The sequence below is a fragment of the Vibrio tubiashii genome, from assembly GCF_028551255.1.
GTDB lineage: Bacteria > Pseudomonadota > Gammaproteobacteria > Enterobacterales > Vibrionaceae > Vibrio > Vibrio tubiashii_B.
The window spans coordinates 1962224-1987627 of sequence record NZ_CP117029.1 but is presented as its reverse complement, the minus strand read 5'-3'; the positions used below and the strand labels follow the sequence as shown (position 1 = coordinate 1987627).

Below are 25404 nucleotides of genomic sequence, written 5' to 3'. Positions count from 1 at the left end.
TATGAAGGAGAAATACCTCGAATTTAAGATTGCGAATAAGTACTTCGCTTATCCGATTGAACGAATCCGGGAAATCATGGAATACCCTGTCGTGGAGCCGCTTGCGAGTGCGCCAGATAAGGTTCTCGGTGTGATGAATTTAAGGGGTAAGTTGGTTGTGGTGTTTGATATCGCCGCGTGTTTAAACGAAGAAACCCATCAGGTTTCGAGTAAAACCTGTGTCATCGTCACCGAAGTACATCGTGGTGGTGAGAGCTTTGTTATTGCCAATAAAGTGGATTTGGTCAGGCAAGTCGTTGATATCTCATTGGCTGAATTGGAGACAGTGCCGAATCTGGGTGGGCGACTTGATTCGACCTTAATCAAAGGCGTTGCCAAGCTTGAACAGCGGATGCTAACGATTCTTGATGTCGATGAACTGCTGTCTGAAAGTCAGTGGCACTGTGTTGTGCATGAATCGCAGATGGAGCAGACACATGAATGAGCTGCATAAACAAAGTGGTAGAGAGCTGCTGCTTGTCGATGTGAATCAAGTCGTGGTGGCAATACCGATTGATTCAGTAAAAGAAGTCATTGAATACACGCGTATTACTCAAGTTCCCATGTGCAATAAAGAAATCAGCGGCGTGATTAATGTTCGTGGTAGCGTGGTGCCTGTGATTGATGCGGCAAGTCGCCTTGGTTTTCCATCGGATAACCGATACGACAAGTACAGCTGCATCATTCTCTATGAATCCCAACAAACTAAAACTAAGGAGCGCATAACCATTGGTTTGGTGGTGAGTCGTGTGCGGTCAATCAAGGTTGCTCATGAAGACGCTTTATATGACAAACCTTCGTTTGGCACCCATATTCCGACTGAGTTTATCGAAGGTATGGTGAAAGTTGTTGGGGATACGATGCCCATTTTAGAGATGTCCCAACTGCTTGACCCTCAGCAGATCAACCGCCTTATGCTCAATAGCCAAAATGCTTTATTAGCCCAGTGGGAGTCGTAATATGAATGCGACCATTAGCGCTGTTCAGTTTCGCTCAATCCAGTCAATCATGGAGCACTACACTGGCATTCATCTCGGTGAGCACAAGCGTGTCATGGTCGAAAGCCGATTAACATCTCGATTAAAAGCCACACACAGTGAGACGTTTGATGATTACTTAAAAGTATTAATGTCACAGGAGCATCAAGAAGAACTTGATTGCTTTATCGATCGATTAACCACTCATGAAACGCGCTTCTTTCGAGAGTCGGTGCAATACGATCAGCTAGCGAAATTGCTAGTAGGCTATCGCAGGGCAAAGCCTTTTAAAGTTTGGAGTGCGGCTTGCTCTACAGGAGAAGAAGCTTACAGTCTAGCTATGGTATTGGAACAACGGCTTGGCTCGTCGAAGTGGTCGGTGTTTGGTTCAGATGTGTCAGAGGTTGCGATCGAGCACGCGGTAAAATGCCAGTATGACATGGTTCTCGCGGAACAAATTCCCAATGATTATTGTCGCCAATACTGTTTGAAAGGGGTGGGGGCATTTCAAGGAACATTCACCATTAGCCAAGCGTTGCGCCGATACTGCCACTTTGCTTGCGAAAACCTCCTCACTCCCAAAACAAAATCGAGCTTTGATGCCATTTTTTTACGTAATGTACTGATCTATTTTGATGTCGCGCGGCAAAAAACCATTATCGATAACGTGATTGAGCATTTGTCGGATGGCGGATATCTGTTTTTAGGTCACAGTGAAAACGTGATTAGGGCGCATCCAAAAATGAAGATGGTCGAGAATTGCGTTTATCGCAAGGTGGCAGCATGAATAAGGTAGGCGTTTTTATTGTCGATGACTCCGCCGTGATGCGCCAAGTGCTCGGAGAGGTAATCGACAGAGATCCGCAGCTTAAGGTCGTAGGTGTTGCACCGGACCCGATTATCGCCTATCGAAAAATGGAAAAATGTTGGCCGGATGTCATCCTCCTCGACATCGCCATGCCTAAAATGGATGGCATTGTATTTCTGCGTCAAATTATGTCGACGCGACCAACACCTACCATTATCTGCTCGGCAAAAACAGAAGCGGATCCACAACTGAGTTTAGAGGCATTATCGTCTGGGGCGATTGAAGTGATCAATAAACCTCAATCTCAATTGACTGACTATCTTCATTCAAAAGAAGTCGATGCGATTCTATGTGCTCTAAAACAGGCGGCAAAACTTAAAGTTAAACCACTCAAATATTTAGGTGAAAAAAGCTACCGATTGAAAAACAGCGCTGATGTGGTTTTGAAGCCCTCACTTACGCATCCGGTTAAGTCAAAAGACAAGGTTATATTAGTAGGAGCCTCGACAGGGGGCACTGAGGCGATTCGACACTTTCTTTCTTTGACCCCTGCGGATACCGCACCGATAGTCATCGTGCAGCATATGCCGGAAAAGTTTACCCAAGCGTTTGCATTAAGGCTCAATCATGAAGTTTCACAGCATGTTGTAGAGGCAGAAGATGGCATGCAATTGCAAAGAGGCTGGGTCTACATCGCGCCGGGCTCGATTCACACGGTACTCAAATGTCGAAATCAGCAATATTACCTAGAATTAAAACAGGGGCCCTTGGTCTCTAGACATAAACCATCGGTCGATGTCTTGTTCCGCTCGGCGGCTCAAGAAGCGGGGGAAAATGCGATTGGGGTTATTTTGACTGGTATGGGCGATGATGGTGCCCAAGGCATGCTCGAAATGTATAAGACGGGAGCAAAGACGTTTGCCCAGAATGAAGCGAGCTGCTTAGTTTACGGTATGCCTAAAGAAGCGATTGATAGAGGCGGTGTTAGTGCTAGCTACGCCCTAGAGCTATTGCCTTATCAGGTACAGAAATGTTTGGAGAAACGATGAAGAACTTAAATGATCATATAGAAGCAATGCGTATCGCCTACGTAATTGTGGATGAAAGATTAAACGTTTTACAGCTTTCCAAACAAGCCGCCGAGCTGTTTCGTGTGACTCAAGGTAGCTCGTTATTTGATGCCAATGTCAGTTTCATCGATGAAGCATTTAATCCCGTGGCGCTAAAGCAGCAACTTATTGACGTTGTGGCTTCGGGTCAAGAGTATGAACTTGAAGTCGGGTTAAGTTATCCAGACAAAAACATCGAGTGGGCGAAACTCTATCTGATTCGTTACAAAGATTACTTCATTCTGTACCTGATTGATGTCGGAGAGTTGGTGGCGGCTAGGCGACTGAACAATCAGTTGTCGATGTTAGACCCTCATACGGGATTACTTTATCGAGAAGCATTTTTGTCGCGCATTAACCAAGAGTTTCAACAAGGCACTGTATGCTGCGTGCGGATTTGCAACTATCAGCGGATCAATGAAATATGGGGTGCAGCAGTGGCGAACCTCGTCTTCATGGAAATATTGGCACGAGTGGTCAGCGAAATAGACAGTGCAATTTGCAGTAAGCATTCTACCGATAGCTTTAACATTTTTATCCCGCCAGATACTCCGTTTAACATTGAGCGTTTTTATGCTCTGCTTAATGAACCGTTCCACTTCAATCAACGTCATTTCTTCAGCAACGTTGCGCTGGGCTACTACGTGGAGAAACAGGGGGACTCGCACGAACAGAGCTTAAATAAAGCGGAGATGGCGATACTGGATGTCTTGACTGAGCGAGTACGTTTAGCCGAGTTTCAAGAAGAGTTAGCCAAACAAATCGAGCACCAGAACCATCTAGAAATGGAGTTTCGCGCTGCCTTAAACAAAGGCCAATTAGAGCAAGATTTTCACGTTGTGTTTCAACCGATTCATGATGCTGAGACAGAAGACGTCGCTGGGGCTGAGTGCTTAATCCGTTGGGTTCCGAACGGTCAGTTTGTTTCACCAGAAGAGTTTATTCCCATTGCGGAAAGGATTGGCGATATAGGCACACTTACTCAGTTTAATATTGTTCAACTCGGCAAATTAGTCAGCAATTTGGAGCAGCAAGGCATAGATACCATGGAGCTGCTGTTTGCGCTAAATATCAGCGTAGTAGAAATCCTCGATGTCGAGTTTACTGACAAGTTAGTTAAGGCAATCACCGATAACCATCTCTACCCATCACAGATAAAACTGGAGCTGACCGAGTCGGCTTTGATCGATAATTTTAACTACGTTAACCAAACGCTAGAGAGGTTGCAAAAACTCGGCTTTAGAGTCTCTATAGATGATTTTGGTACCGGTTTTTCCAGTTTGAGCTATTTGTGTCGATTGAGCTTTGATGAGATTAAGATTGACCGCGCGTTTGTGACTAATGTAGTCGAAGACTCTAAATTGCAAACCGTGTTCAACTCCATCGCATCTTTAGCAACCAATATGAACAAACCAGTGGTTGCAGAAGGAGTAGAGACGCTTGAACAACTGATTTATGCCAAAGCCAAACAGGTGGAGTATATCCAAGGTTACTACTTTAGTAAGCCGCTACCGGCTCAAGAGTTCATGGCTTACTTGGTTGAAGGGAGAAAAAAAATCGCAGCGGATTAGCTGCGATTTTTGATAAGTCATTAGGCGTTAACGGCGTTTAGGTTTGCGTGCCGCTGGTGGCTTGCCTGAGCCATTGCCTGTTGGCTTGCCGCCGCGACTGTTGGTAGGTTTGCCATTGGGTTTTCCACCACGAGAGGCTTGTCCGCCGTTACTTCCTTTGGCGTTGCCGTTTTTGCCTTTACCTTTGTTATCGCCATGCATTTTTTCAAACCCAGGTTGGCTCTTGGTATGCTTGGTCGCAAAACGTTGTGAGCCATGACGACCAGACTTACGGCGTTGAGCTGGGGTTTTAGCATCGACATCTTCAGCAGGCACTAAGCAGCTTGTCTTATCACCAATAAGGTGCTTTTTACCCATGTTAATCAGCGCTTCACGAATTAGCGGCCAGTTAGCTGGATCATGGTAACGCAGTAAGGCTTTGTGCAGTCTGCGTTGACGCTCACCTTTAGCCACAGGCACTTCTTCACGCTTCTTGTACTTCACTCGTTTGAGAGGGTTAGTCTCTGAGTAATACATAGAGGTCGCATTACACATTGGTGATGGGTAGAAGTTCTGTACCTGGTCACACTCAAAGTTGTTCTTCTTGAGCCATAGTGCCAAGTTCAGCATGTCTTCATCTTCAGTGCCCGGGTGCGCAGAGATAAAGTAAGGAATTAGGTACTGCTTTTTACCCGCTTCGGCACTGTACTTCTCAAACATCTCTTTGAAGCGATCATAGGTGCCCATGCCCGGCTTCATCATCAGATCCAGTGGGCCTTTTTCAGTATGCTCTGGAGCAATCTTCAAGTAGCCGCCAACGTGGTGAGTCACCAACTCTTTAACGTACTCTGGAGATTCAATCGCTAAATCGTATCGCACGCCCGAAGCGATCATGACTTTCTTGATGCCATCCACTTTACGCGCTTCTCGATACAGATCGATGGTGTGCTTGTGGTCGGTATTGAGTTTGTTACAGATACCTGGGAAGACACACGATGGGCGTCGACAGTTTGCTTCTGCTTTTGGATCGCTACAGCCAAGGCGATACATGTTTGCGGTTGGGCCGCCAAGATCGGAAATGGTGCCGGTGAAGCCAGGTACCTTGTCACGAATCTCTTCAAGCTCAGTCAAAATCGATTCTTTCGAACGGTTTTGGATGATGCGACCTTCGTGTTCAGTGATCGAACAGAATGAACAGCCACCAAAACAGCCACGCATGATGTTAACTGAGGTTTTAATCATGTCGTAAGCAGGGATCTTCGCCTTGCCATACATAGGGTGAGGCACACGTGCATAAGGCAAACCAAATACGTAGTCCATCTCTTCAGTTGATAGTGGAATTGGCGCTTGGTTGACCCACAGTTCGCGATCGCCGTGACGTTGAATAAGAGCTCGACCAGAGTATGGGTTGGTCTCTAGGTGCATGATTCGACTGGCGTGCGCGTAAAGGATACGGTCGTTGTTTAGCTTTTCAAATGGTGGAATCCGTACCGCGGTTGTTGCTGCATCATGACGTGATGGGCGAATGGTAATGGGTTTCGCTTCAGTCTCTTCTGCTTTGGCTTTTGTGTCACATTGCTCTTCAACCGCGTAAGGGTTTGGCGGAACAAACGCTTCTTTGCGCGGTTTTTCTATGCGAGAAGAATCAATTACGTTGTAGCCTTCTGGAGCCGCGGGGAGATTCACCGCTGTACCACGAATATTGGTAAGCGAGGCAATATCTTCGCCATCCGCTAAGCGATGGGCAACTTCAACAAGTGCTCGCTCGGCGTTACCAAACAGAAGGATATCGGCTTTTGCATCGAAGAGAACAGAGCGACGTACTTTATCTGACCAGTAATCATAATGCGCGAGGCGACGAAGGCTTGCTTCAATACCACCCAAGACAATAGGGATGCCTTTGTAGGCTTCACGACAACGCTGTGAATAAACTAAAGTTGCACGATCTGGTCGTTTGCCCCCTTCATTATTCGGTGTGTAAGCATCATCATGGCGTAACTTTCTATCCGCGGTGTAGCGGTTGATCATTGAATCCATGTTGCCTGCAGTAATACCAAAGAACAAATTAGGTTTGCCGAGCGCCGTAAACGCGTCTTTGTTGTTCCATTCTGGTTGAGAGATGATGCCAACACGAAACCCTTGTGCTTCGAGTAGGCGGCCGATAATCGCCATACCAAAGCTCGGGTGATCAACATAAGCGTCACCGGTTACGATAATAATGTCACAGCTATCCCATCCTAAAGCATCCATTTCTTTACGATTTGTTGGTAGAAATGGCGCAGTGCCGTAGCATTCTGCCCAATATTTTTTGTGCTCATGAATAGGAGTGATATTGCTGTACATATTTTGTTCTCTGTTCCAGGGAGCGCGAATTATAGCGACTTGGACGATGACTATCTACCTCAATATGAATAAGGCTATCTTAGTCAAAAAATAGACGTAATACTGCTCCATCAAAGATCAACTAAAGTGTTACATGAATAACGAATATAATGTGCTCAATCACCTATAATATGCATATTATTGTTATGGATTTAGTTGGTTATTATGGCGACAACATTAGACTCTGGGACTGAGCAAAAAATACCACCCGAACGCAAGCCTAAATATGCGGTTTACGATTGGTATTTGAACCTCAAAACCCATGTACTGGAATGCGATGATGAAGCCAAGAGTTTATTGGTAGGTGACCCGTCAAATTCCCTAACAGCAAAAGCATTATTTGATTTGTTGCCAAAGTCCCAACGAAAGGTCGTTAAGAACGCCTTTCAAGCTGCTTTAGACTCAGGAGAGCGCACTTACACTCATTGTTGTTTGCTTAACTCAGTCAGCTTATTTGTCTATGTCGAGATAGTGATTGAGCGAGTCAGCGCATATGAGCTTAAAGGTACGCTTTCTCCTTGCTTAAACATCGCTTCGCGCCATGAAGCAGCGGAAGTGTTCTATTCGGTGTTTGAAAACCCTCATCACGGAATTATAGTGACGGACTCTGAGACACGAATATTAGCTTGCAACCATCATTTTGAATCTTTGACAGGCTATCTAAGAAATGAGTTGGTCGGTCTCAAAACACAAATCTTTAATGCAGATAAGCACAGCCAAGCCTACTATCAACAACTGTGGCAGAGACTCAGCAACTTTGGCTACTGGAATGGCACCATTCTTTCTCGACGCTCAGACGGCTCCGTATTTCCACAAGACTTAACAATACATAAAGTCAATCCTGGCAATGGCAGCAATTATTACGTGGGTTTTTCGTCGGACTTATCTGGGGCGTTAGACCGAATTGAGGATATTGAATCTGGCGGCATTGACCTTTTAACGCAACTGCCGAGTAAAGAGACGTTTATAACCCACCTTGCAGAAGTGTGCCGACACACCGAAATTGGGCAAGGTGTGGTGGTGTTAGCGATGCAACCCAATTTTCCTAAAGGTTCTATTCAGGAGGTTAAGCGTCAGTTCGCGAGCTACTTAAAAGACAATACCAAAGTACTGTGTAGCGGATACATTGGCCACGATTGCTTTGTTGTCACTCTAGCTTACAGTTTTCAGCAATCGACGCAGGTGGTGACAAATATAGGTCGCTCTATCACCAAGTTGTTCCATAGCTTCAAGCACGCACAAGCGCCCGTCGCAACTGCGTTGAAAGAGGGGATTTCTGGCGTGTCTGTACTTGATGTCGATGCTACTAATCCCAATCAGTTGGTTTCTCATGCCTATCAAGCGTTACTCGAACTGCATTCAGGTCAGTCGCGCCGCATCAATTTTTATGACCGCCATATTCACAATCAAATTGAAAGGAAAAAGGCATTAGAAGAGTACGTTGTTGAAAGTTTAGAAAGTGGCGCAATTGATGTCTATTTTCAACCTATCGTAGATCTACAGAGAAATAGAATCGACAAGTTTGAGGCGCTGTGCCGATTTCCAGCAAAAGAAGGCCTTGAAGCGACAACCCAAGAGTTAGTCGGTGTGGTCGAAGAGTTAGACAGAGTTGTTCAGCTTGATGACTTAGTGTTACTTAGTGCTTTAGAGCAGTTAGCAGAGTTACAAAGGCTGTTTGGTTACCACGTTAAGCTTTCGGTCAATCGTTCACTAAAAACATCGACTGAACTCGACCAAATCCTACAAAGAGCTGCAATGGTGCTCGATAAGGAAGGGGTAAGCCCAGAGTCTATCACATTGGAGTTTACTGAGAGTGCTTATTTTGAGAGTGACAAGAAAAACAAACAAGTGCTGTCTTTACTGAGAGAGGCAGGCGTTAAGATAGCGGTTGATGACTTTGGAACAGGGAGCGCATCTTTTCGTTATCTCAAAGAGTGTTACTTCGACATTCTCAAAATAGACAGAGCTTTTATTCAGAACATCACTTTTGAGTCACGGCAGTACTTTATTGTTCAGGCGTTAATTTTACTCGCCAAGCGCCTTGATTTAGAGGTGATCGCCGAAGGTGTGGAAACTGAGCAAGAGCTGCATATCTTGGCAAGCTTAGGAGTGGACTATATTCAAGGTTACTACTTCTCTAAACCGATGCCATTGAAAGAGTTAAAACAGGTAACTGACTATTGCCAGTTACGAACGACTATTTCGCAAGTGAAAGCCGATTCAATGGTCCATCTTGTCGAGCATAGCCATCACGTAGACGCGGGTGAACCCCTATCTTTGGTCTATCAGTACTTCGCAGATGGATTCAACGACTACTTACCCGTGGTAGAAGACAAGGTGTGTGTTGGCTATATAGATAGAGCTAATATGAATCTTCACTTAACGCCCAATATGGGAACCGATCTCGAATCGAATAAAGAGAATGCTTATTGGCACAAACCGGCAAATAGGCTGATGTTGCCCGTTAAAACAAAGGTGGCTTGGGATACGCCACAATCTGAGATCACTCGCTTAGTAGCGCAAGTAACACCATTCCCTTGGATACTCGTTGATGAGCAGGGGTTGTTCAAAGGCATTGTGAGCTCAAAATCTGTGATGGAGTATTTGGCTAATAATAATTCTGTCACTTAAGGGATCTTGTTCTAACTTTAATACTAGGGATTACTAAACTAAAGGATGATCCTATGTATAGGGAGTTAGGTTCCGCTCAGCGTTCATCAAGCTGTGGCGATTCAGGTGTCGCAAAGACACTGGATTGGGTATGGGACTTAGAGCATCACCAACTCACTATCGATGAAGCCTTGTGCGGGCAGATTTTAAATTCGGAACTTCCATCGTTAACGGGCAATGCTTTACTGCCTTGTATGAGTTATCACGATCAAACCGAACTGCTTGCCCTGTTAGCGGAGGCGGGGAGACTTCGTTCTAAACAGCGTTTTTGCTGTTGTTTACAACTGAGTGATGACCAGTGCTGCTACGTCGAGCTGATCTTCCAAGGACAAGATCGTTACACAGTCACAGGGAGCATCACACCGCTACTATTTGTTCATGCCACAACTTCTACGCTGAGTGCTTTGTTTGAGCAGCTATTTAATAATCCTCATCACGGGGTAGTGCTTGCTGATAGTTCACGTAAGATCGTCGCATGCAACGACTACTTTCTTACCCATACCCATTACTCCAATCAACAGTTGGTCAATCAGCCGATGGACCTACTTAATTCCGAAAAACACAGTGATGGGTTTTATCACAAAATTTGGCAGCAAACAGAGCAAAAGGGCAGTTGGTCTGGCGTCGTGCTTATCCAAAGTGCCCGAGGTCAAACCTACCCTCAAGATTTAACACTACAAAAGATAGAGTTAGTAGAAGGGACCTTCTATGTTGGCGTCTATCTTGACCTCTCAAACAATCTTTACCGAATCGCGGATGTGGAACTCGGTGGCGTAGAGCTGCTCACTCAATTGCCAACCGAGAAGCAATTTACTCGCACTATAGCCAATCAGTGGATGGATGCTGCGGAGCCTAACATCAGTATGGTGGTCGCGTTTCACCCTAACTTCTCTCAGGTAGATGACTTTGAGTTGAAATCTATGCTCTCTGAGCACCTGAATAAGAACAAAGTCGCCAAGTTTGTTGGCTATCTTGGTAGCAACCATTTCGTAGCGTGTTTGGAATGTGACAAGGTAGTGGGTCCATCGCAAATTCGGCTCATTCATCAAACTATTCGGCGCTTTTTTGCGACGTTAAATCACGATGCAGGAAAAACCATCCACAATGCGATCATAAACGGCCGAGTTGGCGTCTCAGTACTGGGGCACGATACTCACAGTCCTAAGAAATTAGTTTCCCATGCAGTGCAGGCGATGCTTGAGCAATCTAGCGCGCAACGAGGTCAAATTACCTTTTATCATGGCGCACTGCATAAGGAAGTATTACGCCGAAAAGAGCTAGAGGAGTGGGCTGAAAAGCAAATTAAATCTCAAACCGTTGAAGTCTATTATCAGCCCATTGTCGATGTGAAAAACTGGGACATCGTGAAGTTTGAGGCATTAAGTCGCTTTAAAGATCAAAATGGAAAAATTCTCAATACCCAAGAAATGGTGATGATTGCCGAGGATTTGGATTTGGTGTCAGATTTGGACTGGTGCGTAGGTAAAAAAGCCTTGCAAGATCTGAAGAAAATTCAAGAGCGTTTTGGTCGTAATTTGGGGGTGACCATCAATCGCTCATTAAATACTAAGCTTGAAGTCGATGAAGTACTGCAAAGTGCCGACTCTTTGGTGCATCAATATGCTTCTAGCCCAGAGACCGTCACCATCGAATTAACTGAAAGCGCGTATTTTGACAGTGAATCACGTCAATCAAGTTTGATTCGCAATATTCGGCGTAGGGGGGTTAGCGTTGCTATTGATGATTTTGGTACGGGCTATAGCTCATTTGCCTACTTGAGTGATTGTAACTTCGACATCCTCAAAATTGACCGTGAGTTCGTCAAGGATCTTAAAGAGGGCTCGCACAAGTATTATATTGTTAAAATGATCACTCAACTCGCTCATACCTTGAACGTTCAAGTCGTTGCAGAGGGGGTCGAAACCCGTAATGAATTAGAGGTGGTTTGTGGTCTAGGTGTCGATTACATTCAAGGCTATTACTTTGCTAAACCTCTGCCTTTTGAAGAGTTAGAAAGTGCCTGGGGATACTATGAAAAATTGGAAAGCTTTTTGTCTAGTGCAGGGCACGCAAGACAAGTGGGGATATTAAGCATTACTCAAGTCCATATCCCGACACTTGCCCCCGATGATACAATTGATAAAGCGAAAGCCTTGTTCGACTCGGAGCAATACCGACTTGAGGTGATTCCGATCGTTGACCGGAAAGTGTGTGTTGGCATCGTGGGTAGAGAAGAGCTGAATTACCATTTGTCACCCACATTAGGGACTAAATTAGAAACGAGCAAAGATCAGTCGATCAGTCGTAAACGACTCAATCAAGTGATGCGCACCAACGTATTCAGTGTATCGCTTCACTCTAAAGTGTCCAAAATCAATGAAATCATTAAGTCAGGGATCAAACCCCCTTGGCTGGTTGTAAATGACTCTGGGGAGTACCTAGGCATTGTCACCAACCAAGATATCTTGGATCATTTCGCCAATGGCTAAAATTACTCAATCTGCTATTATCCGCAACCAATAATCAATTCAAATCAATGACACTATGGTTCAGCAATTACTTACGGTGTTCGCGCCGATGTTACTGGGTGCGCAGCTCATTCTTACTCTAATTCTCGTCAAAGGTGACATCTGCCCGGGGCAAAGAGGCCGCATTCATAAAGTCCTTCCGCCTATCGCGATTATGTGGCTTGCTGTGGCGTCACTACGTATTGAAGCGATGATGATTGTCTTTGCTATCGCCTATTTCTATTCCCAAGTGCAAACCAAAAAAACACGAGATCAAGGGCCGATCTGGGTGATGTATTTGGCCAATGGTTTAGCACTTGCTTATGTTGGTATTGAGATTAGCTCGCAGGCGTCTTTGGCTGGTGGGTTAAGTGTGTTGGTGCTGATCAGCCTTTTGGGTGCCTTACTTGCTCATTTGCTACTGACTATCGCACGTACGCGTTTGCAGGCTTTTCACCGTATTCTCCCTGTTTCTGGCGTTGTTTCTGCAATGCTAATGAGCCTTGCGATATTACTCAAAGCAAATGGTCTAGATGATGAAACTTTAACCGCAATCGTTCAGCCTTTGCTAGTTGGTTTTGCTTTGATGATTAGCTCGGTACTTGTCTGGTGTTGGCATATGCTAACAGCTAAAGAAATCAACAAGATGCAGCTTGGCATTGCGCTAGCGTTTATGCTGATTGCGGCGACATCTAATCAGGCGATTTTTGCTCTGTAAATTTGGATAAAGTTTAGAGCTAGTTCACTTCAAAAGCGCGAAATTGCGTCTACTCTTGAAAGAGCAATGGCGTTAAAGGAGGCGGTGATGGATCTCAGCAATGTAGGACGCTTAGATAGCGTAATTCTATTGGGAATCGTGAATGAAAAGCTACGCTTAGAGTGTGATTCTTTTGAAGAGTTAGTCTCTATGTACGAGATGGATGTTGAAGCGGTGATTGGTAAGCTTGATGTGCTCGGTTATCAATACGACCCTTTAACTAATCAATTCAAATCTTATGACAGATAAACGAAAAGAGGCGCTTAGCCTCTTTTTTGATCCGCTATACCGTTTTTATTCCATCCAAGTGGCTCTGAGACTGAATTCTCGCGGTGTTAAAAAACGCCTGCAAGTAGCGTTTACTTTTATCTGTGTTGCGTGTTGCGGCAAACAAACGTCGCCATAAGCCGTTGCCGAGAGGAATACTAGTAATCAAGCCTTGCCTTGAAAACTCACTGATTGCCCAGTTGGGTAATGCAGCCACGCCAAGACCGGCAGACACCATCTGAATCAGCATTAAGGTATTGTCTGCTTGTTTCCATTTTGCAGGCTCAATACCCGCAGGTTGCAAGAAGTGTTTGACGACATCTAAGCGAGACTTTTGTACTGGGTAGGACAGCATGGCTTGCTCTGCGAGATCTTCTGGCTCAATACACTCTTTGTCCGCTAAAGGGTGAGAGGTCGACGTGACCAAACGCATTTCAAAATCAAACAGGGGTTCATAGTGCACTTCTGAACGAGGTTGAATATCTGAAGTGATAACCAAATCAAGCTCTCCAGCCATTAGAGCAGGCAAAGGTTCAAACCCAAAACCAGATGAGAAATCGAGTGTGACGCTAGGCCAAGCCACCTGATACTCCTTAAGTGCAGGCATCAGCCACTGGAAACACGAATGGCATTCAATCGCCATGTGCAGTCGACCGTTGACATCCTCTTTCAAGCTCGCAATTTCATTTTCTGCTTTGGCAATTTTCGGCAACACATCATCAGCCAATTTTAGAAAGATCTCACCTTCAGAAGTGAATTTTACCGGACGAGTTTTACGCAAAAATAGCTGCCCACCAATTCTCGCTTCCAGATCTTTGAGCTGATGTGACAAGGCTGACTGGGTTAAATGTAGCGTGGTTGCGGTTGCGGTTAGCGATCCAGTATCACGCAAAGTAGTCAATGTTTTCAGATGCTTGAGCTCAATCATGAATTTCCCTCAGATGATGTGTGAACAGCATGAATATTTATAACCTACCCTGTTTTAGTAGGAGTGTAAACATCTAGACGTCTATGATGTTAACTAAATTTGTTGATTAAATCGTTGATACTGAACATTTGGATTATGAAATTTTCTAATAAACAAGTTGAATATTTGGAGGTTGTTCGAATCCGGGTTTGACGAGATAGTTTAGCCATCCAGACATCTTAAAGGTGTTCTGCACAGAATGATTAAATTACAAAATTAAGAATGACAAGGATCGGCAAGATGACAACGACAACGCATATACTAGGTTACCCTCGCATTGGTGAAAAACGCGAACTCAAATTTGCACTAGAGAAATACTGGCGTGGAGAAATTGACCAAGCTGAGCTGAAAGCCGTGGGCGCTGAGCTACGTAACAACAACTGGAATACGCAATCTGAAGCTGGGTTAGAGTTTGTAACTGCAGGTGATTTTGCTTGGTATGATCATGTGCTTACCACCACCTTACTAATAGGGCACGTTCCAAAGCGACATCGTGAAGGCTTCCCTGACCTTGATACCTTGTTCAAAGTGGGTCGTGGTCAATCTCAAGCAGGATGTGGTTGTAGCGGCCATGCGGCGTCAGACATGACGAAGTGGTTTAACACTAACTACCACTATATTGTCCCTGAGTTCAGTCAGGATGATACTTTTGAGGTAAGCTGGCCACAACTGTTTGAAGAAGTTAACGAAGCAGTAAGAGCCGGTCATAAAGTCAAACCGGTATTACTTGGCCCGCTAAGCTATCTGTATCTTGGTAAGGAAGTTGAAGAGGGATTTGACCGCCTCTCCTTGCTACCTCGTCTGTTAACGGCTTATCAGGCAATCTTAGCTAAGCTAGCGAAACAAGGTGTCGAGTGGGTACAGATTGATGAACCGATTCTCTCTCTTGAGCTGAATAAGCCTTGGCAAGACGCGTTTAAGCTCGCCTACCAAGTGATTCGCAGTGATGTGAAGGTTCTGCTTACCACATATTTTGATTCGGTTAGCGATACGCTTGATAAAGTTGTCGAGCTAGCGGTTGATGGCTTACATATTGATTTGTCGGCAGCGCCTGAACAACTAGATGCTGTGGTCGAAAAACTGCCTGAACATTGGGTGCTGTCTGCCGGTGTGGTTAATGGGCGCAACGTTTGGCGTGCAGATTTGAGCGCTCAACTGGCGTTACTGCAACCACTTAAAGACAAGCTCGGTGACAAGCTATGGGTAGCGAGCTCGTGTTCACTATTGCACAGTCCGGTGGATCTAGAGTTAGAACCTGCTTTGACGGAAGAAGTGCGCAGTTGGTTTGCTTTTGCTAAGCAGAAAGTAACGGAAGTGGCGCTACTGGGTAAGGCGCTAGATGGTAGCCAAGAAGCCATTCTTGCTTGCGATACCTACAGTGCACCGATCCAAGCACGTAAAACCGCCACTCATGTTAATAAGCCACAAGTTCAAGCGCGTTTAAATAGTATTACTAAGTCTTTGGCAGAGCGTAGTGCTCCCTATGCAGAGCGTGCAGCACACCAAAGTGAAGTATTGGGGCTGCCACTGTTTCCAACCACGACCATTGGCTCTTTCCCACAAACGAGCGAGATTCGTGTTCAGCGCAGCGCTTATCGCACAGGTAAATTGTCACAAGCTGAATACGATCAAGCGTTAAAAGGCCATATTGCAGATGCAGTTAAACGCCAAGAAGCGTTAGATCTGGATGTCTTAGTTCACGGTGAAGCTGAACGTAACGATATGGTGGAATACTTTGCAGAAAACTTAGCGGGTTTCCAAACCACCAAATTTGGTTGGGTACAGAGCTATGGTTCACGCTGCGTTAAGCCTGCTATTGTGGTTGCAGATATTGAACGAGAAAAACCGATGACGGTGGAGTGGTCTACCTATGCGCAGTCTTTAACCTCGAAACAGATGAAAGGCATGCTAACGGGGCCAGTGACGATTCTTTGTTGGACATTCCCACGTGAGGACATCACTCGCAAGCAAATCGCGGATCAACTTGCACTCGCACTGCGTGATGAAGTATCAGACTTACAAGATGCGGGCATTAACATCATCCAAATTGATGAGCCAGCGATTCGTGAAGGTTTGCCACTTAAGAAGCGCGACCATAAAGAGTACTTAGAATGGGCAGTGGACGCGTTTAAGATTTCAGCGGCAAGTGCCAAACCAGAAACTCAAATCCACACTCACATGTGTTACTCAGAGTTTAATGAAATCATTGAATCTGTCGCCGCACTAGATGCAGACGTGATTACCATCGAAACATCGCGTTCAAACATGGAACTGCTCAAGGCATTTGAAGACTTCAACTATCCAAATGAGATTGGCCCAGGTGTCTATGACATTCACTCACCAAACATTCCAACTAAAGAATGGATTGAAGGCCTACTCAATAAAGCGGCAGAGAAGATCCCGGCGCAGCGCTTATGGGTAAACCCAGATTGTGGACTGAAAACACGCAACTGGGCAGAAACGGAAGCGTCATTAGCCAATATGGTGTTAGCCGCTAAAGAACTGCGTAAAAGCTACCAAGCGTAATCTAGAGCTGTAAAACAACAAATGCCGACCCTCTTGAGTCGGCATTTTCGTCTATACCAATCAACACCAATCAGATTGCTTGGCCATTTACCGTGACTTCTACGTCGATGTTACCGCGTACTGCGTTTGAGTAAGGGCACACTTGGTGCGCAACGCGAACGAGCTCAAGCGCTTGTTCTTGAGGTAGCTCGATTGGTGCAGCTAGACTCACCGTTAGAGCAAAACCGCCTTGTTCGTTCGGACCAATCCCAACCTCTGCTGTCACAGGTGCTGCTTTTAAAGCCACTTTACCTTCGCGGGCGACATGCAAAATAGCATTTGAAAAACAGGCTGAGTAACCTGCGGCAAACAGTTGCTCTGGGTTGGTAGCAGCGCCAGTACCACCCATTTCTTTTGGATAAGCGAGCTCTAGTTCAAGTAAGCCATCGTCTGTTTTAACCAAACCATTTCTGCCTGCTAGTGCTGTTGCTTGAGTTTTGTACAGTGTTGTCATGTTTGCATCCTTATTTTTGATTGTGCGCAATTTAATTGTTTGCAATATTAGATCGAAACAAAGTTTGAATGCAAGTATATTGTGCGCAATTTAATTTAAGAGGGTGGTGGAATGAGTTACTGCGATAGCGACAAACAGCTAACTGAAGAAGAGAGTTTATTGTTAGAGAATCAGGTTTGTTTTCCGCTCTACAGCGCCTCCAATGCGGTGATTCGAACCTATCGCCCGTTATTAGATGCCCTAGACCTCACATACTCCCAGTACCTTGTCATGATGGTGCTGTGGGAAAGTGATGGGATTAGCGTTAAGGATATCGGTGCACGATTACACCTCGATTCAGGCACTTTAACCCCTTTATTGAAGCGGCTTGAAGCAAAAGGCTTTGTCGTGAGAGGAAGAAGCGAACTAGATGAAAGGGTGAGGGTGCTAAAACTCAGCGAAGAGGGCAGAGCGCTTAAAGCGAAAGCCCTTGCCATCCCCGCTGAGATGAAATGTAAGATTCAGCTTGATCTTGATGAGTTAATCATGCTCAAGAAGTTATGCGAAAAAGTCATTCTAACTTTGGGAAACGAAATTCAGACCCGATCCAGCTAAACTGATGGTAATGTTTCTTTCAGTTCCAACATTAAACGATAGGCACTTTCACCGGACATCTCATAGGGATTGAACTCGCTATCACCTGAGTATCTCAAGTTAATCGGAGCGGTAAGGCTAGTAGATGGTATATATCCCATAGACCAGCTACTAAACTCACGCGCGCTTATCTCACGGTAATCTAGCATGATGATATCGGAATGACGTTTATCGTTTAATATTCGTTGGTAAATATGGTTCACATTAGTCCGTGAGCCTTCTAAGCATTGCAGAAAGAAATGGCGATCGAAGCAAAGCAACCCAGTCACGTTGAGTGGTTGATTATTTTCTCTCGCGGATTGCACAATAGTTTCCACAGTATCTAGATTAAAGCCATCTGAGATCTTACTCGCATAGATTAGTCGTGTTAAAAACATAGAGAGTCCTTTCTATCTGAATGAATTTAAATTACCAAACACAATACTAAACATAGTGCATATTTAGGTAGAGGCAACGCTAATGGAAGGAGTAACAGTGCTAGAAACGAAAAGACTTCGGCTAAGACAATGGAAAGATTCAGATATTGAACCTTATTGTCTGATAAATGCTAACGAGCAGGTGATGCGTTATTTCCCCTCTGTTATGACAAAGGAAGAAACCATTGCTCAAGTAGGCCGTGCACGCAGCTACATTGACAAAAATGGTTATGGCTTTTGGGCAGCTGAGCTAAAAAGTACCCAAGAGTTTATTGGCTTTGTTGGTCTGCTGGCGCAAAGTGAAGAAAGTGGTTTACCTAATGCGCCATTTGTTGAAATTGGTTGGCGACTAGATTCTAAACATTGGGGCAAGGGCTACGCGCCAGAAGCGGCTCAAGCTGCCTTGGAGTTTGCTTTCACGGAATTGAAGCTAGAGCAGGTCTACTCATTTACTGCTTTGCCAAACCTACCTTCACAAAGGGTGATGGAAAAAATTGGTATGAGCAATACAGGGCAAGATTTTGACCATCCCAAGTTAGCGAAAGGTCACGAGTTAGAGCGCCACTGCTTATTTAAAATCACTCGCGAGCAGTGGCAATCAGTTCAATAGCTGTTAAGGGCCTATACGCGGTTATCACCTGTGCTAAAAGCGATAGTTTGGCTGATTTCTGTCAGTGAACGTCCGCTTTCTTGTTGCCAGTGAGTAAAAGCGCTGTTGGCTGCTGCAAGAGAGCGCTTGGTGTCTTTGCCCCCTTCGATGATTTTGTAGTTACGTAGATAGCTTTCAACGTCACCGGAAAGGATAAAGGTATCGACACCCATTTGGCGCAAACTGTATGGGCCTGTATTACCACCAAGGCGGTTACCATGCTTCTTGAGATAACTCCAAAGCCCTGTAATGTCTTCAGTTGGCCAATTGGCAACCATGTTGGAAAATGAACCATGTTGTAGAGAAGCTTCGTGCAGCATCTGAGCATTGGCTTGAATGGATTTCACTTTGGCGTGATGGCGAATAATTCGAGTATCGGACGCTTTGTTGTCCCATTGTTCGTCAGAAAGCATCAAGAGTGGTTCAATCTTAAAAGCAAAGAACACCTCTTCAAAGTTAGGCCATTTGTTCCTCACTACCTTCCAAGAAATGCCACTTTGAAACACCTTCATACTGAATGCGGATAGCCAGCGATCATTGGAAATCTGACTCAGCTGATCCACTGGCAATGGCTTAGATAGTAATGACTCTAGGTTTGCTTCCCCACCTTTGCGCTCTGCTGCGCGTTGGTAAATGTCGTCGAACTTTTCTAGTGCCACAGTGAGGCTCTCCATAATATCTTTAACCACTTTGGCAAACATACTAACTTTCTAGCTATTATTTGTCTGTAGTAAAAACGGATTGGAGAGCGCATTTTCAAGGCCTTAAAGCGCTTAGCAGATAGTTGGCAAAGGTCCGGTCTTTTAGCGATAACTGTTTGTCTTTATAGACAAGATGAATCGGTTTTGTTGGCAGAGGAAAGCTCTCTAGTACTTGCTCAAGTGCGCCTGACTTAAGATCTTGCTCAAGCAAAATGCGAGGTTGCATAACAACCCCAACACCTTTCAAAGCGGCTTGGCGAAGTACCTCTCCGTTGTTCGCCATCAACTTGATATGTTGCCGTGTATCCGATTTCGTACTCGGAGTCTCTGAAATATCGTGATAGCGGAAACCAAGGCAAGAGTGATGAGTCAGGTCGTCAGGCTGAATAATCTTGGTATGCCTAGCGAGGTAATCGGGTGAAGCGCAATAGATAAGCTCATACTCTCCTAGGTATCTTGCTACCAAACTGGAGTCTTTTAGCTGACCAATTCTGATAATAAAGTCAGCTTCACTTTTGTATGGGTCGATAACACTGTTGTCTAGCTCCAAATCAACACTGATATCTGGGTATTGAATGATAAAGTCAGACAAGATCGGAGCGAGCGCTTGAGTCCCAAAGGTGACTGGTGCGTTGATTTTTACCGTGCCTTTAGGTTTGTTTTGCAAATCGTAGATTAGGCTTTCAGTATTGCTGATATCTTCCAGTATTCTCTGGCACTCTTTAAGGTAAATTCTTCCTGAGTCGGTTAAGGTTTGCTTTCTTGTCGTGCGATGAATCAGCGGCGTATTAAGTAAACCTTCAAGATGTTTTATGTGTCTGCCGACCATGGTTGCTGACATAGAAAAATAGTCCGCGGTAAGGCGAAAGTTGCCTTGTTCGGCGACATGGCAAAAAACCTTCATACTGATGAGCTTATCCATTAAACACTCTGAGTTGTTAAATAAAAAACTTTGTCCTAGTTTAACAATCTGAGCGCTGTAATAACATGGTTAGCTTAACGTGAAGAAAATAAGGTTTACTGAATAATGGATTCAACAATTTTTGTCACTGCGGAGCTAAGAGTAAACTCTGATGTTGACCTAACCGTGGCAAGGAAAGCAATTGAACAGTTTTGCTCGGATATGGAGTCGGAGTCAGGCTGCCAACAGGCGACAGCAACGTATGATATCAAGGATCCAAGACGTGTCATATTGTGGGAGCGATACGACGACCAGTCAGCGATTGAGGCGCATTTTGTTATGCCGCATACACAAGCGTTTATCGCTCTGGGTATGACAGAGTTGGTCAGTGCAACTAACAGCCATAAAGCGGGAGAAGCACAATGAAGTGGGGCATTCTAGGAACGAGCTTTATCTCTGATGTGATGGCAACAGCGATTGCAGGAGACAGTGAAAGCGAGCTTTATGCGGTTGCAGGCCGAAACCCACAGACGCTTGAAGAGTTTGCCAGCAAGCACTCTGTTGCCAAAACGTACCTTTCAATGGACGAGTTGATAGAAGATAGTAACGTTGAGGTGGTTTACATTGCATTACCCAACCATCTTCACCATGACTATGTCATCAAAGCAGCGCAGAAAGGCAAAGCGATACTGTGCGAGAAATCCCTATCTATCGATATGGAAAAAACTCATGCCGCATTAGATGCGGTTCGTGAGCACGATGTGTTTTTTGCCGAAGGGTTAATGTATCTGAATCATCCGTTGATTGAATCCATTGTAGAGACGCTAAAGCAGGGCACAATTGGGGAAGTGCGCAGCATCCAAGGCTCTTACATTGCCGCTATTAGCCAGTTTGTTAACCCTGAAAGTAAGGGAGCATTGTATAACTTAGGCTGTTATCCTGTGTCACTGATGCATCTTGTCCTGCAACATCAATTTGGCGACAGTATCTTCGAAAATACAGAGATTCAAGCCGTTGGGCGTAAAGAGCAAGATGGCAACATCTGCGAATCAAGTGCCATTTTCAAATTTGGTCAAAATGTGACAGCTCAAATGCACACAGCAGAAGATCACGGATTAAAGCATGGCTTCACCATTCTTGGTTCAAAAGGCGCAATCAATCTTACAACCAACCCTTGGCTACCTACTGAAGAAAACCAATACTGTGTCGAAGTTTATGAAACCTCGCAGCAGACAGTTACTGTACCGGCTAAAGGGGATGGGTTCTATTATCAGGTAAGAAACATTAGACAGGCGGTGGAATTGGGTCGCAAATCACTCGATAGACCGAGTGCTACACCAGATGACTCGATGCAGATAATGAAACTGCTGACCGATTGGGAGCGAGCAGCGTCTGAGCAATGATCGGCACCCGTGCGCTAACCATGAAAGCCAGAGCAACTTGCTCTGGCTTTTCTGTCTCTATATCACGGTGCCTACTCATTGGTAGCGACCAACCGCAATAGCAAAAGTTGCTAGTGAGGTCATATTGCTAGATTGGTTAACACAATCGGATGAGCCTATATTAAAGATATGGATTCTTAATAACTTGGTTTGATGATTAGTAGGACTTTATACGCTTGGATATTCGCTTGGCTGTGTTTTGGCAGTAGCTACGTACACGCGCAGTATAAAATGCACTTCTTCTGTCCAGACTTTCCACCCTATACCACGGTTGACAGCTCAGGCAGTCATACTGGGACTGGGCTTGATAAAATGAAGTCGATACTGGACTCAGTCGGCGTAGACTACACCATTGAAATTAACTCTAATCACGGGCGAGCATTGGCTGAGTTAAAAACTGGACGCTCAGATGGTTTCTTTATGGCATCTCAGAACGATGAGCGCGACAAATATGCGGTTTTCTCTGAGTCAGTGATGACCAATCGTTGGGTCTGGATTGTATTGACCACTCATCAAGGAGAGTTTTCCTCTCAACCCAAGTCAGGGTATACAGTCGCTAGCTTACTAAACACCAATACCAATCGTTGGCTAACGAAAACGGGTTTCACCTTAGCACATCCGGCCGAGAGTATTACATCGTTAATTAGTATGTTAGATAAGCAAGAAGTGAACGCCGTATTGGTGGCGGAAGAAGTCTACAATCACAGGTTCAAAAACAACCCCAGATACAAAGTTATCTTACAGGAAGAGAAAGAGTTTGGTGTTTACATCTCCAAGTCATTTCTTAACCGTCATCCACAGTTCATGGAAAAGCTCAATAAAGCCATACAAGCTAGTCAAACTAAGCGGTGATAAGTTGTTGGGAGAATACCAAAAAGCCAGAGCAAGGTGCTCTGGCTTTTACTTATCTAGAGATAACGCTTAAAGAGTCAGAAGGTAGTTCACCAACTGATTGTACTCTTCATAAGAACGAATTTGATCCGCTTTGACGATGTACTTGTTGTTCACGACAACCCCCGGAACACCAGTAAGTGTGCTGTTTGCGAATTGTTTGTCGAATCCACGTTGCATAGAGTTGACCACAAAGCTGTTGTAAGTCGCGTCAAACTTCTCGGCATCAATGCCATTATCAATAAAGATTTGGCGTAACGCTTGCTCATCTTTAGGTGCATTACGTAGTTCGTGGATTTGTTTGAACATAGCTGGAACCATTGTTTCTTCTGCATCTAAAGCAACCATGGTGGCGTAAGACTTTGCCATCGGCACTGCCATGTTTGCGCCCATAAAAGCAACGTGAACTTTTTCCAGCTTGGCATTGTCAGGCAAAGAGGCTTTTAGGTTCTCAACCACAGGTTCAAACTTGTAGCAGTGAGGGCAGTAAAATGAGAAAAACTCAGTCACCTTCGGTGTTGCCGATTTATCTGTGTCTAATACCTTGTAGTGTGTTCCTTCTTCAAACTGCGCAGCCTGTACCGACAAGGCAAAAATCAAAGAAGAGAAAAGAGTAAATAGCTTTTTCATCGCTTATTCCTATATAAATTCCGATTATCAAATAGCGTTAACAATCCCAATGTGAGCAACACAATGAGAGGTGTAATTAGAGTTAGGAATTAAGCAATAGGAGGACGAAACAGAGTACGAGAGCGGGTGATGGCTTTACCAATCGCTTCTAAACCTAATGGCGCGAGGATAGGTAGGGAGATTTGTTCAGTAGAGATGGATTGGCTGTTGGTCAGTTTCAGTAGACAACTTGAGCCACAGCAGTGATGGGCAGATGCTTCACTGTAGTCTTGTAACTTCGGGCATTCAATTGGGCTTAGTTGGTATTGATTCTCGCTACTTAGTCGTTGCGGTGAGATCGGCTCGAAAATTTGCTCACTGGCTTGCACGCTCAACGCTGCACTACTGATAAGCAGCAGGCAGGTTACGGCAAATACAGAAAGTATCGAACGACTAAATAACAACTGAGCAATCCATAGCATTGAAGTAACCACAGCTTAACGGAATTTATCATTGAGATAAATGTTTTGTTATCACTGCGAGATTCTTATAGCTAACCTTTATTTGTGCTTTAAATAGAGATAGAGCGGTAAGCCAAATGAAACACCGGCAGTCAAGGTTCCGACAATCGCCACAAAGCGTCCTTTCACTTGGTTTTGTTTTCCATCGACAAGAATAAAGCCGATCAAGGCCACCGCTGCAACAACCACGTCAAGCCATGCCATGACGCTAATTGGATTGGCTATCGCCTGTTCAAACAAAAGTGGCAGGTTTAAGCCATTAGTGAAAAGCCAAGGTAGAAACGCTGCGTATGGAGCGGCAATCCCCAATACAGTGAGTACAAGATAAAATCGAGACATTGTGAACCTTCCTATAAAATCAATGACAGAGCTATCGCTGACATGATGACTCCAACCAAGAACTCAAGTACTTTCCAAGCTTTTGGTTTTTTGAATAGTGGGGCTAAGAATCGAGCGCCAAAGCCCAAGGAAAAGAAAAAGACAAACGATGCTGTGATTGCGCCATAAGCAAATAAACTCTGATTAGGTTGATATTGAGTTGATATCGAACCGAGTAGAACAACCGTATCTAGGTAGACATGTGGGTTTAGCCAAGTGAAGGCCAAACAGATTGAAACGGCTTTGATTAGCGAGATGTCGTTACCGTTACTTGCGCTCATGCCATGGTGAGAGGTAAATGCTGATTTAAAGCTAAGAAAAGCGTAAACGGCAAGAAAAATCGCCCCTCCCAAACGGGTGACACTCTCTATCTGCGGGTACTGCTTAACAATCGCGCCAAATCCCGCAACCCCAAAACTGATTAAGATAGCATCTGAAATCGCACATACTGCACATATGACAAATACGTGCTGATTTCTAAGCCCTTGTTTCAACACAAAAGCGTTTTGCGAGCCAATGGCTAAGATAAGTGATAAACCTAGAGAGAAGCCTGCGAGATAAGTAGACATTTTCGTTCTGTTCGTCCTTTAGCGAAGAAAAATTATGACATTGTGCGTTAGGCTAATGCGCCGGAGCCTTCTGGCACTATGACAGGTAAGTCGGTACAGCCAAAGTCACAGCCAAGTTGTGACAATATCGCGGTAAGCTGACCGCGATGGTGCGTTTGGTGATTGAAGATATGTTGGCAAAACTCACCGACATTGCGCCTCATTTCTCCCCCTTCGGTGGTGATATAAACCACCGTTTTTGCACAAGTCTCGGCAGTAAAACCCTTCGTCATGTCGATGTAAATCTGGTCAACGAGCGAGCGAAGCGCCTTCAATTCTTCGATGCTTGTTACAAAGGTATCGTCTACGGCTTTCGCAATGGGCAGCGCGTTAACTTGCTCTGGAGTCAATCGATGGATTTGATTGGTGACCAAACGTTGCAGCATGATTAAGTCACCAAATAAAATATGGTTCCAATGTGCCATCACGGATGGAAAAAAGGAGTGAGTCTCTTGGTTAAGCTGCTGTGGGCTAAGCTGCTCACAAATGCCAAGTAACTGTTGGTTCATACGCTGGTTGTAGAGCGCCAGCATTCTAAAATTTGCAGATAAATCCATTTGTCTCTTTCCTTGCTCAAATCCAGTACATTAAACCTAATCCTTG

26 protein-coding genes are annotated in these 25404 nt (G+C 44.8%); 15 read left to right on the top strand and 11 right to left on the bottom strand.

Annotated features, from left to right (window positions below):
- The first annotated feature begins 1 nt into the window (after nucleotide 1).
- Genes LYZ37_RS09045 through LYZ37_RS09025 form a run of 5 tightly spaced genes read left to right on the top strand, consistent with a single transcriptional unit; the run spans nucleotide 2 to nucleotide 4504 of the window.
- Nucleotides 2-484 carry a chemotaxis protein CheW gene (locus LYZ37_RS09045; protein WP_272785252.1) on the top strand — a complete coding sequence of 161 codons (483 nt, stop codon included), beginning with the start codon at nucleotides 2-4 and terminating at the stop codon, nucleotides 482-484.
- Nucleotides 477-998: a chemotaxis protein CheW gene (locus LYZ37_RS09040; protein WP_272785251.1), complete on the top strand. Its 522-nt coding sequence runs from the start codon at nucleotides 477-479 to the stop codon at nucleotides 996-998. The genes LYZ37_RS09045 and LYZ37_RS09040 overlap by 8 nt, the downstream gene beginning before the upstream one ends.
- Nucleotide 999: 1 nt before the next feature.
- Nucleotides 1000-1803, top strand: a complete 804-nt coding sequence (locus LYZ37_RS09035) for a CheR family methyltransferase (protein ID WP_272785250.1) — start codon at nucleotides 1000-1002, stop codon at nucleotides 1801-1803.
- On the top strand, nucleotides 1800-2873 hold the full coding sequence (locus LYZ37_RS09030) for a protein-glutamate methylesterase/protein-glutamine glutaminase (protein WP_272785249.1): 1074 nt from the start codon (nucleotides 1800-1802) through the stop codon (nucleotides 2871-2873). The genes LYZ37_RS09035 and LYZ37_RS09030 overlap by 4 nt, the downstream gene beginning before the upstream one ends.
- On the top strand, nucleotides 2870-4504 hold the full coding sequence (locus LYZ37_RS09025) for a GGDEF domain-containing phosphodiesterase (RefSeq protein WP_272785248.1): 1635 nt from the start codon (nucleotides 2870-2872) through the stop codon (nucleotides 4502-4504). Before LYZ37_RS09030 ends, LYZ37_RS09025 begins: the two co-directional genes overlap by 4 nt.
- Before the next feature lie 27 nt (nucleotides 4505-4531).
- On the opposite strand, the gene LYZ37_RS09020 is transcribed toward LYZ37_RS09025, so the two are convergent.
- Nucleotides 4532-6826: a YgiQ family radical SAM protein gene (locus tag LYZ37_RS09020; protein WP_272785247.1), complete on the bottom strand. Its 2295-nt coding sequence runs from the start codon at nucleotides 6824-6826 to the stop codon at nucleotides 4532-4534.
- A 204-nt stretch (nucleotides 6827-7030) separates the two neighbouring features.
- Here LYZ37_RS09020 and LYZ37_RS09015 point away from each other — a divergent pair, with 204 nt between their 5' ends.
- The 4 genes from LYZ37_RS09015 (at nucleotide 7031) to LYZ37_RS09000 (ending at nucleotide 13048) form a co-directional block, all read left to right on the top strand.
- Nucleotides 7031-9496: a bifunctional diguanylate cyclase/phosphodiesterase gene (locus LYZ37_RS09015; protein WP_272785246.1), complete on the top strand. Its 2466-nt coding sequence runs from the start codon at nucleotides 7031-7033 to the stop codon at nucleotides 9494-9496.
- 53 nt (nucleotides 9497-9549) lie between these two features.
- On the top strand, nucleotides 9550-12024 hold the full coding sequence (locus LYZ37_RS09010; protein ID WP_272785244.1) for an EAL domain-containing protein: 2475 nt from the start codon (nucleotides 9550-9552) through the stop codon (nucleotides 12022-12024).
- A 55-nt stretch (nucleotides 12025-12079) separates the two neighbouring features.
- Nucleotides 12080-12760 carry a hypothetical protein gene (locus LYZ37_RS09005; RefSeq protein WP_272785243.1) on the top strand — a complete coding sequence of 227 codons (681 nt, stop codon included), beginning with the start codon at nucleotides 12080-12082 and terminating at the stop codon, nucleotides 12758-12760.
- Between the two features lie 87 nt (nucleotides 12761-12847).
- The gene (locus LYZ37_RS09000; protein ID WP_272785242.1) at nucleotides 12848-13048 is read left to right on the top strand and encodes a DUF4250 domain-containing protein; all 201 of its coding nucleotides are present in this window, start codon (nucleotides 12848-12850) and stop codon (nucleotides 13046-13048) included.
- Nucleotides 13049-13082: 34 nt separating this feature from the next.
- Here the strand turns inward: LYZ37_RS09000 and metR are convergent, their stop codons facing one another.
- The gene (metR, locus tag LYZ37_RS08995) at nucleotides 13083-13994 is read right to left on the bottom strand and encodes an HTH-type transcriptional regulator MetR (protein WP_272785241.1); all 912 of its coding nucleotides are present in this window, start codon (nucleotides 13992-13994) and stop codon (nucleotides 13083-13085) included.
- A gap of 279 nt (nucleotides 13995-14273) precedes the next feature.
- Here metR and metE point away from each other — a divergent pair, with 279 nt between their 5' ends.
- The gene (gene metE, locus LYZ37_RS08990; protein ID WP_272785240.1) at nucleotides 14274-16559 is read left to right on the top strand and encodes a 5-methyltetrahydropteroyltriglutamate--homocysteine S-methyltransferase; all 2286 of its coding nucleotides are present in this window, start codon (nucleotides 14274-14276) and stop codon (nucleotides 16557-16559) included.
- Between the two features lie 70 nt (nucleotides 16560-16629).
- On the opposite strand, the gene LYZ37_RS08985 is transcribed toward metE, so the two are convergent.
- Complete coding sequence (locus tag LYZ37_RS08985) at nucleotides 16630-17052, bottom strand: organic hydroperoxide resistance protein (RefSeq protein WP_272785239.1); 423 nt, start codon at nucleotides 17050-17052, stop codon at nucleotides 16630-16632.
- A 111-nt stretch (nucleotides 17053-17163) separates the two neighbouring features.
- Between LYZ37_RS08985 and LYZ37_RS08980 the strand changes: the two genes are divergently transcribed.
- A complete protein-coding gene (locus LYZ37_RS08980) occupies nucleotides 17164-17646 on the top strand; it encodes a MarR family winged helix-turn-helix transcriptional regulator (protein WP_272785238.1) in 483 nt (160 codons plus the stop codon).
- Here LYZ37_RS08980 and LYZ37_RS08975 read toward each other — a convergent pair.
- Nucleotides 17643-18062, bottom strand: coding sequence for a BLUF domain-containing protein (locus LYZ37_RS08975; protein ID WP_272785237.1), 420 nt, complete (start codon nucleotides 18060-18062; stop codon nucleotides 17643-17645). The two genes, LYZ37_RS08980 and LYZ37_RS08975, sit on opposite strands and share 4 nt — an antisense overlap.
- 82 nt (nucleotides 18063-18144) lie before the next feature.
- On the opposite strand from LYZ37_RS08975, the gene LYZ37_RS08970 reads away from it, so the two are divergent.
- Complete coding sequence (locus tag LYZ37_RS08970; RefSeq protein ID WP_272785236.1) at nucleotides 18145-18711, top strand: GNAT family N-acetyltransferase; 567 nt, start codon at nucleotides 18145-18147, stop codon at nucleotides 18709-18711.
- Between the two features lie 11 nt (nucleotides 18712-18722).
- On the opposite strand, the gene LYZ37_RS08965 is transcribed toward LYZ37_RS08970, so the two are convergent.
- Complete coding sequence (locus LYZ37_RS08965; RefSeq protein WP_272787160.1) at nucleotides 18723-19409, bottom strand: DNA-3-methyladenine glycosylase I; 687 nt, start codon at nucleotides 19407-19409, stop codon at nucleotides 18723-18725.
- A 97-nt stretch (nucleotides 19410-19506) separates the two neighbouring features.
- Nucleotides 19507-20373, bottom strand: coding sequence for a LysR family transcriptional regulator (locus LYZ37_RS08960; RefSeq protein ID WP_272785234.1), 867 nt, complete (start codon nucleotides 20371-20373; stop codon nucleotides 19507-19509).
- A 105-nt stretch (nucleotides 20374-20478) separates the two neighbouring features.
- On the opposite strand from LYZ37_RS08960, the gene LYZ37_RS08955 reads away from it, so the two are divergent.
- The 3 genes from LYZ37_RS08955 (at nucleotide 20479) to LYZ37_RS08945 (ending at nucleotide 22646) form a co-directional block, all read left to right on the top strand.
- On the top strand, nucleotides 20479-20778 hold the full coding sequence (locus LYZ37_RS08955; protein WP_272785233.1) for a putative quinol monooxygenase: 300 nt from the start codon (nucleotides 20479-20481) through the stop codon (nucleotides 20776-20778).
- Nucleotides 20775-21755 carry a Gfo/Idh/MocA family protein gene (locus LYZ37_RS08950; RefSeq protein ID WP_272785232.1) on the top strand — a complete coding sequence of 327 codons (981 nt, stop codon included), beginning with the start codon at nucleotides 20775-20777 and terminating at the stop codon, nucleotides 21753-21755. The genes LYZ37_RS08955 and LYZ37_RS08950 overlap by 4 nt, the downstream gene beginning before the upstream one ends.
- A 192-nt stretch (nucleotides 21756-21947) precedes the next feature.
- On the top strand, nucleotides 21948-22646 hold the full coding sequence (locus LYZ37_RS08945; RefSeq protein WP_272785231.1) for a substrate-binding periplasmic protein: 699 nt from the start codon (nucleotides 21948-21950) through the stop codon (nucleotides 22644-22646).
- A 69-nt stretch (nucleotides 22647-22715) separates the two neighbouring features.
- Here the strand turns inward: LYZ37_RS08945 and LYZ37_RS08940 are convergent, their stop codons facing one another.
- The 5 genes from LYZ37_RS08940 to LYZ37_RS08920 all read right to left on the bottom strand — a co-directional run bounded on the left by LYZ37_RS08940 (nucleotide 22716) and on the right by LYZ37_RS08920 (nucleotide 25358).
- Entirely contained in the window at nucleotides 22716-23315 is a 600-nt protein-coding gene (locus LYZ37_RS08940) for a thiol:disulfide interchange protein DsbA/DsbL (RefSeq protein WP_272785230.1), read from the bottom strand.
- An 89-nt stretch (nucleotides 23316-23404) separates the two neighbouring features.
- Nucleotides 23405-23776: a hypothetical protein gene (locus tag LYZ37_RS08935; protein WP_171321273.1), complete on the bottom strand. Its 372-nt coding sequence runs from the start codon at nucleotides 23774-23776 to the stop codon at nucleotides 23405-23407.
- A 78-nt stretch (nucleotides 23777-23854) separates the two neighbouring features.
- Entirely contained in the window at nucleotides 23855-24154 is a 300-nt protein-coding gene (locus tag LYZ37_RS08930) for a DUF2834 domain-containing protein (RefSeq protein WP_272785229.1), read from the bottom strand.
- A gap of 11 nt (nucleotides 24155-24165) precedes the next feature.
- Nucleotides 24166-24762: a LysE/ArgO family amino acid transporter gene (locus LYZ37_RS08925; protein ID WP_272785228.1), complete on the bottom strand. Its 597-nt coding sequence runs from the start codon at nucleotides 24760-24762 to the stop codon at nucleotides 24166-24168.
- A 47-nt stretch (nucleotides 24763-24809) separates the two neighbouring features.
- Nucleotides 24810-25358, bottom strand: coding sequence for a DinB family protein (locus tag LYZ37_RS08920; protein ID WP_272785227.1), 549 nt, complete (start codon nucleotides 25356-25358; stop codon nucleotides 24810-24812).
- Between the last annotated feature and the right edge of the window lie 46 nt (nucleotides 25359-25404).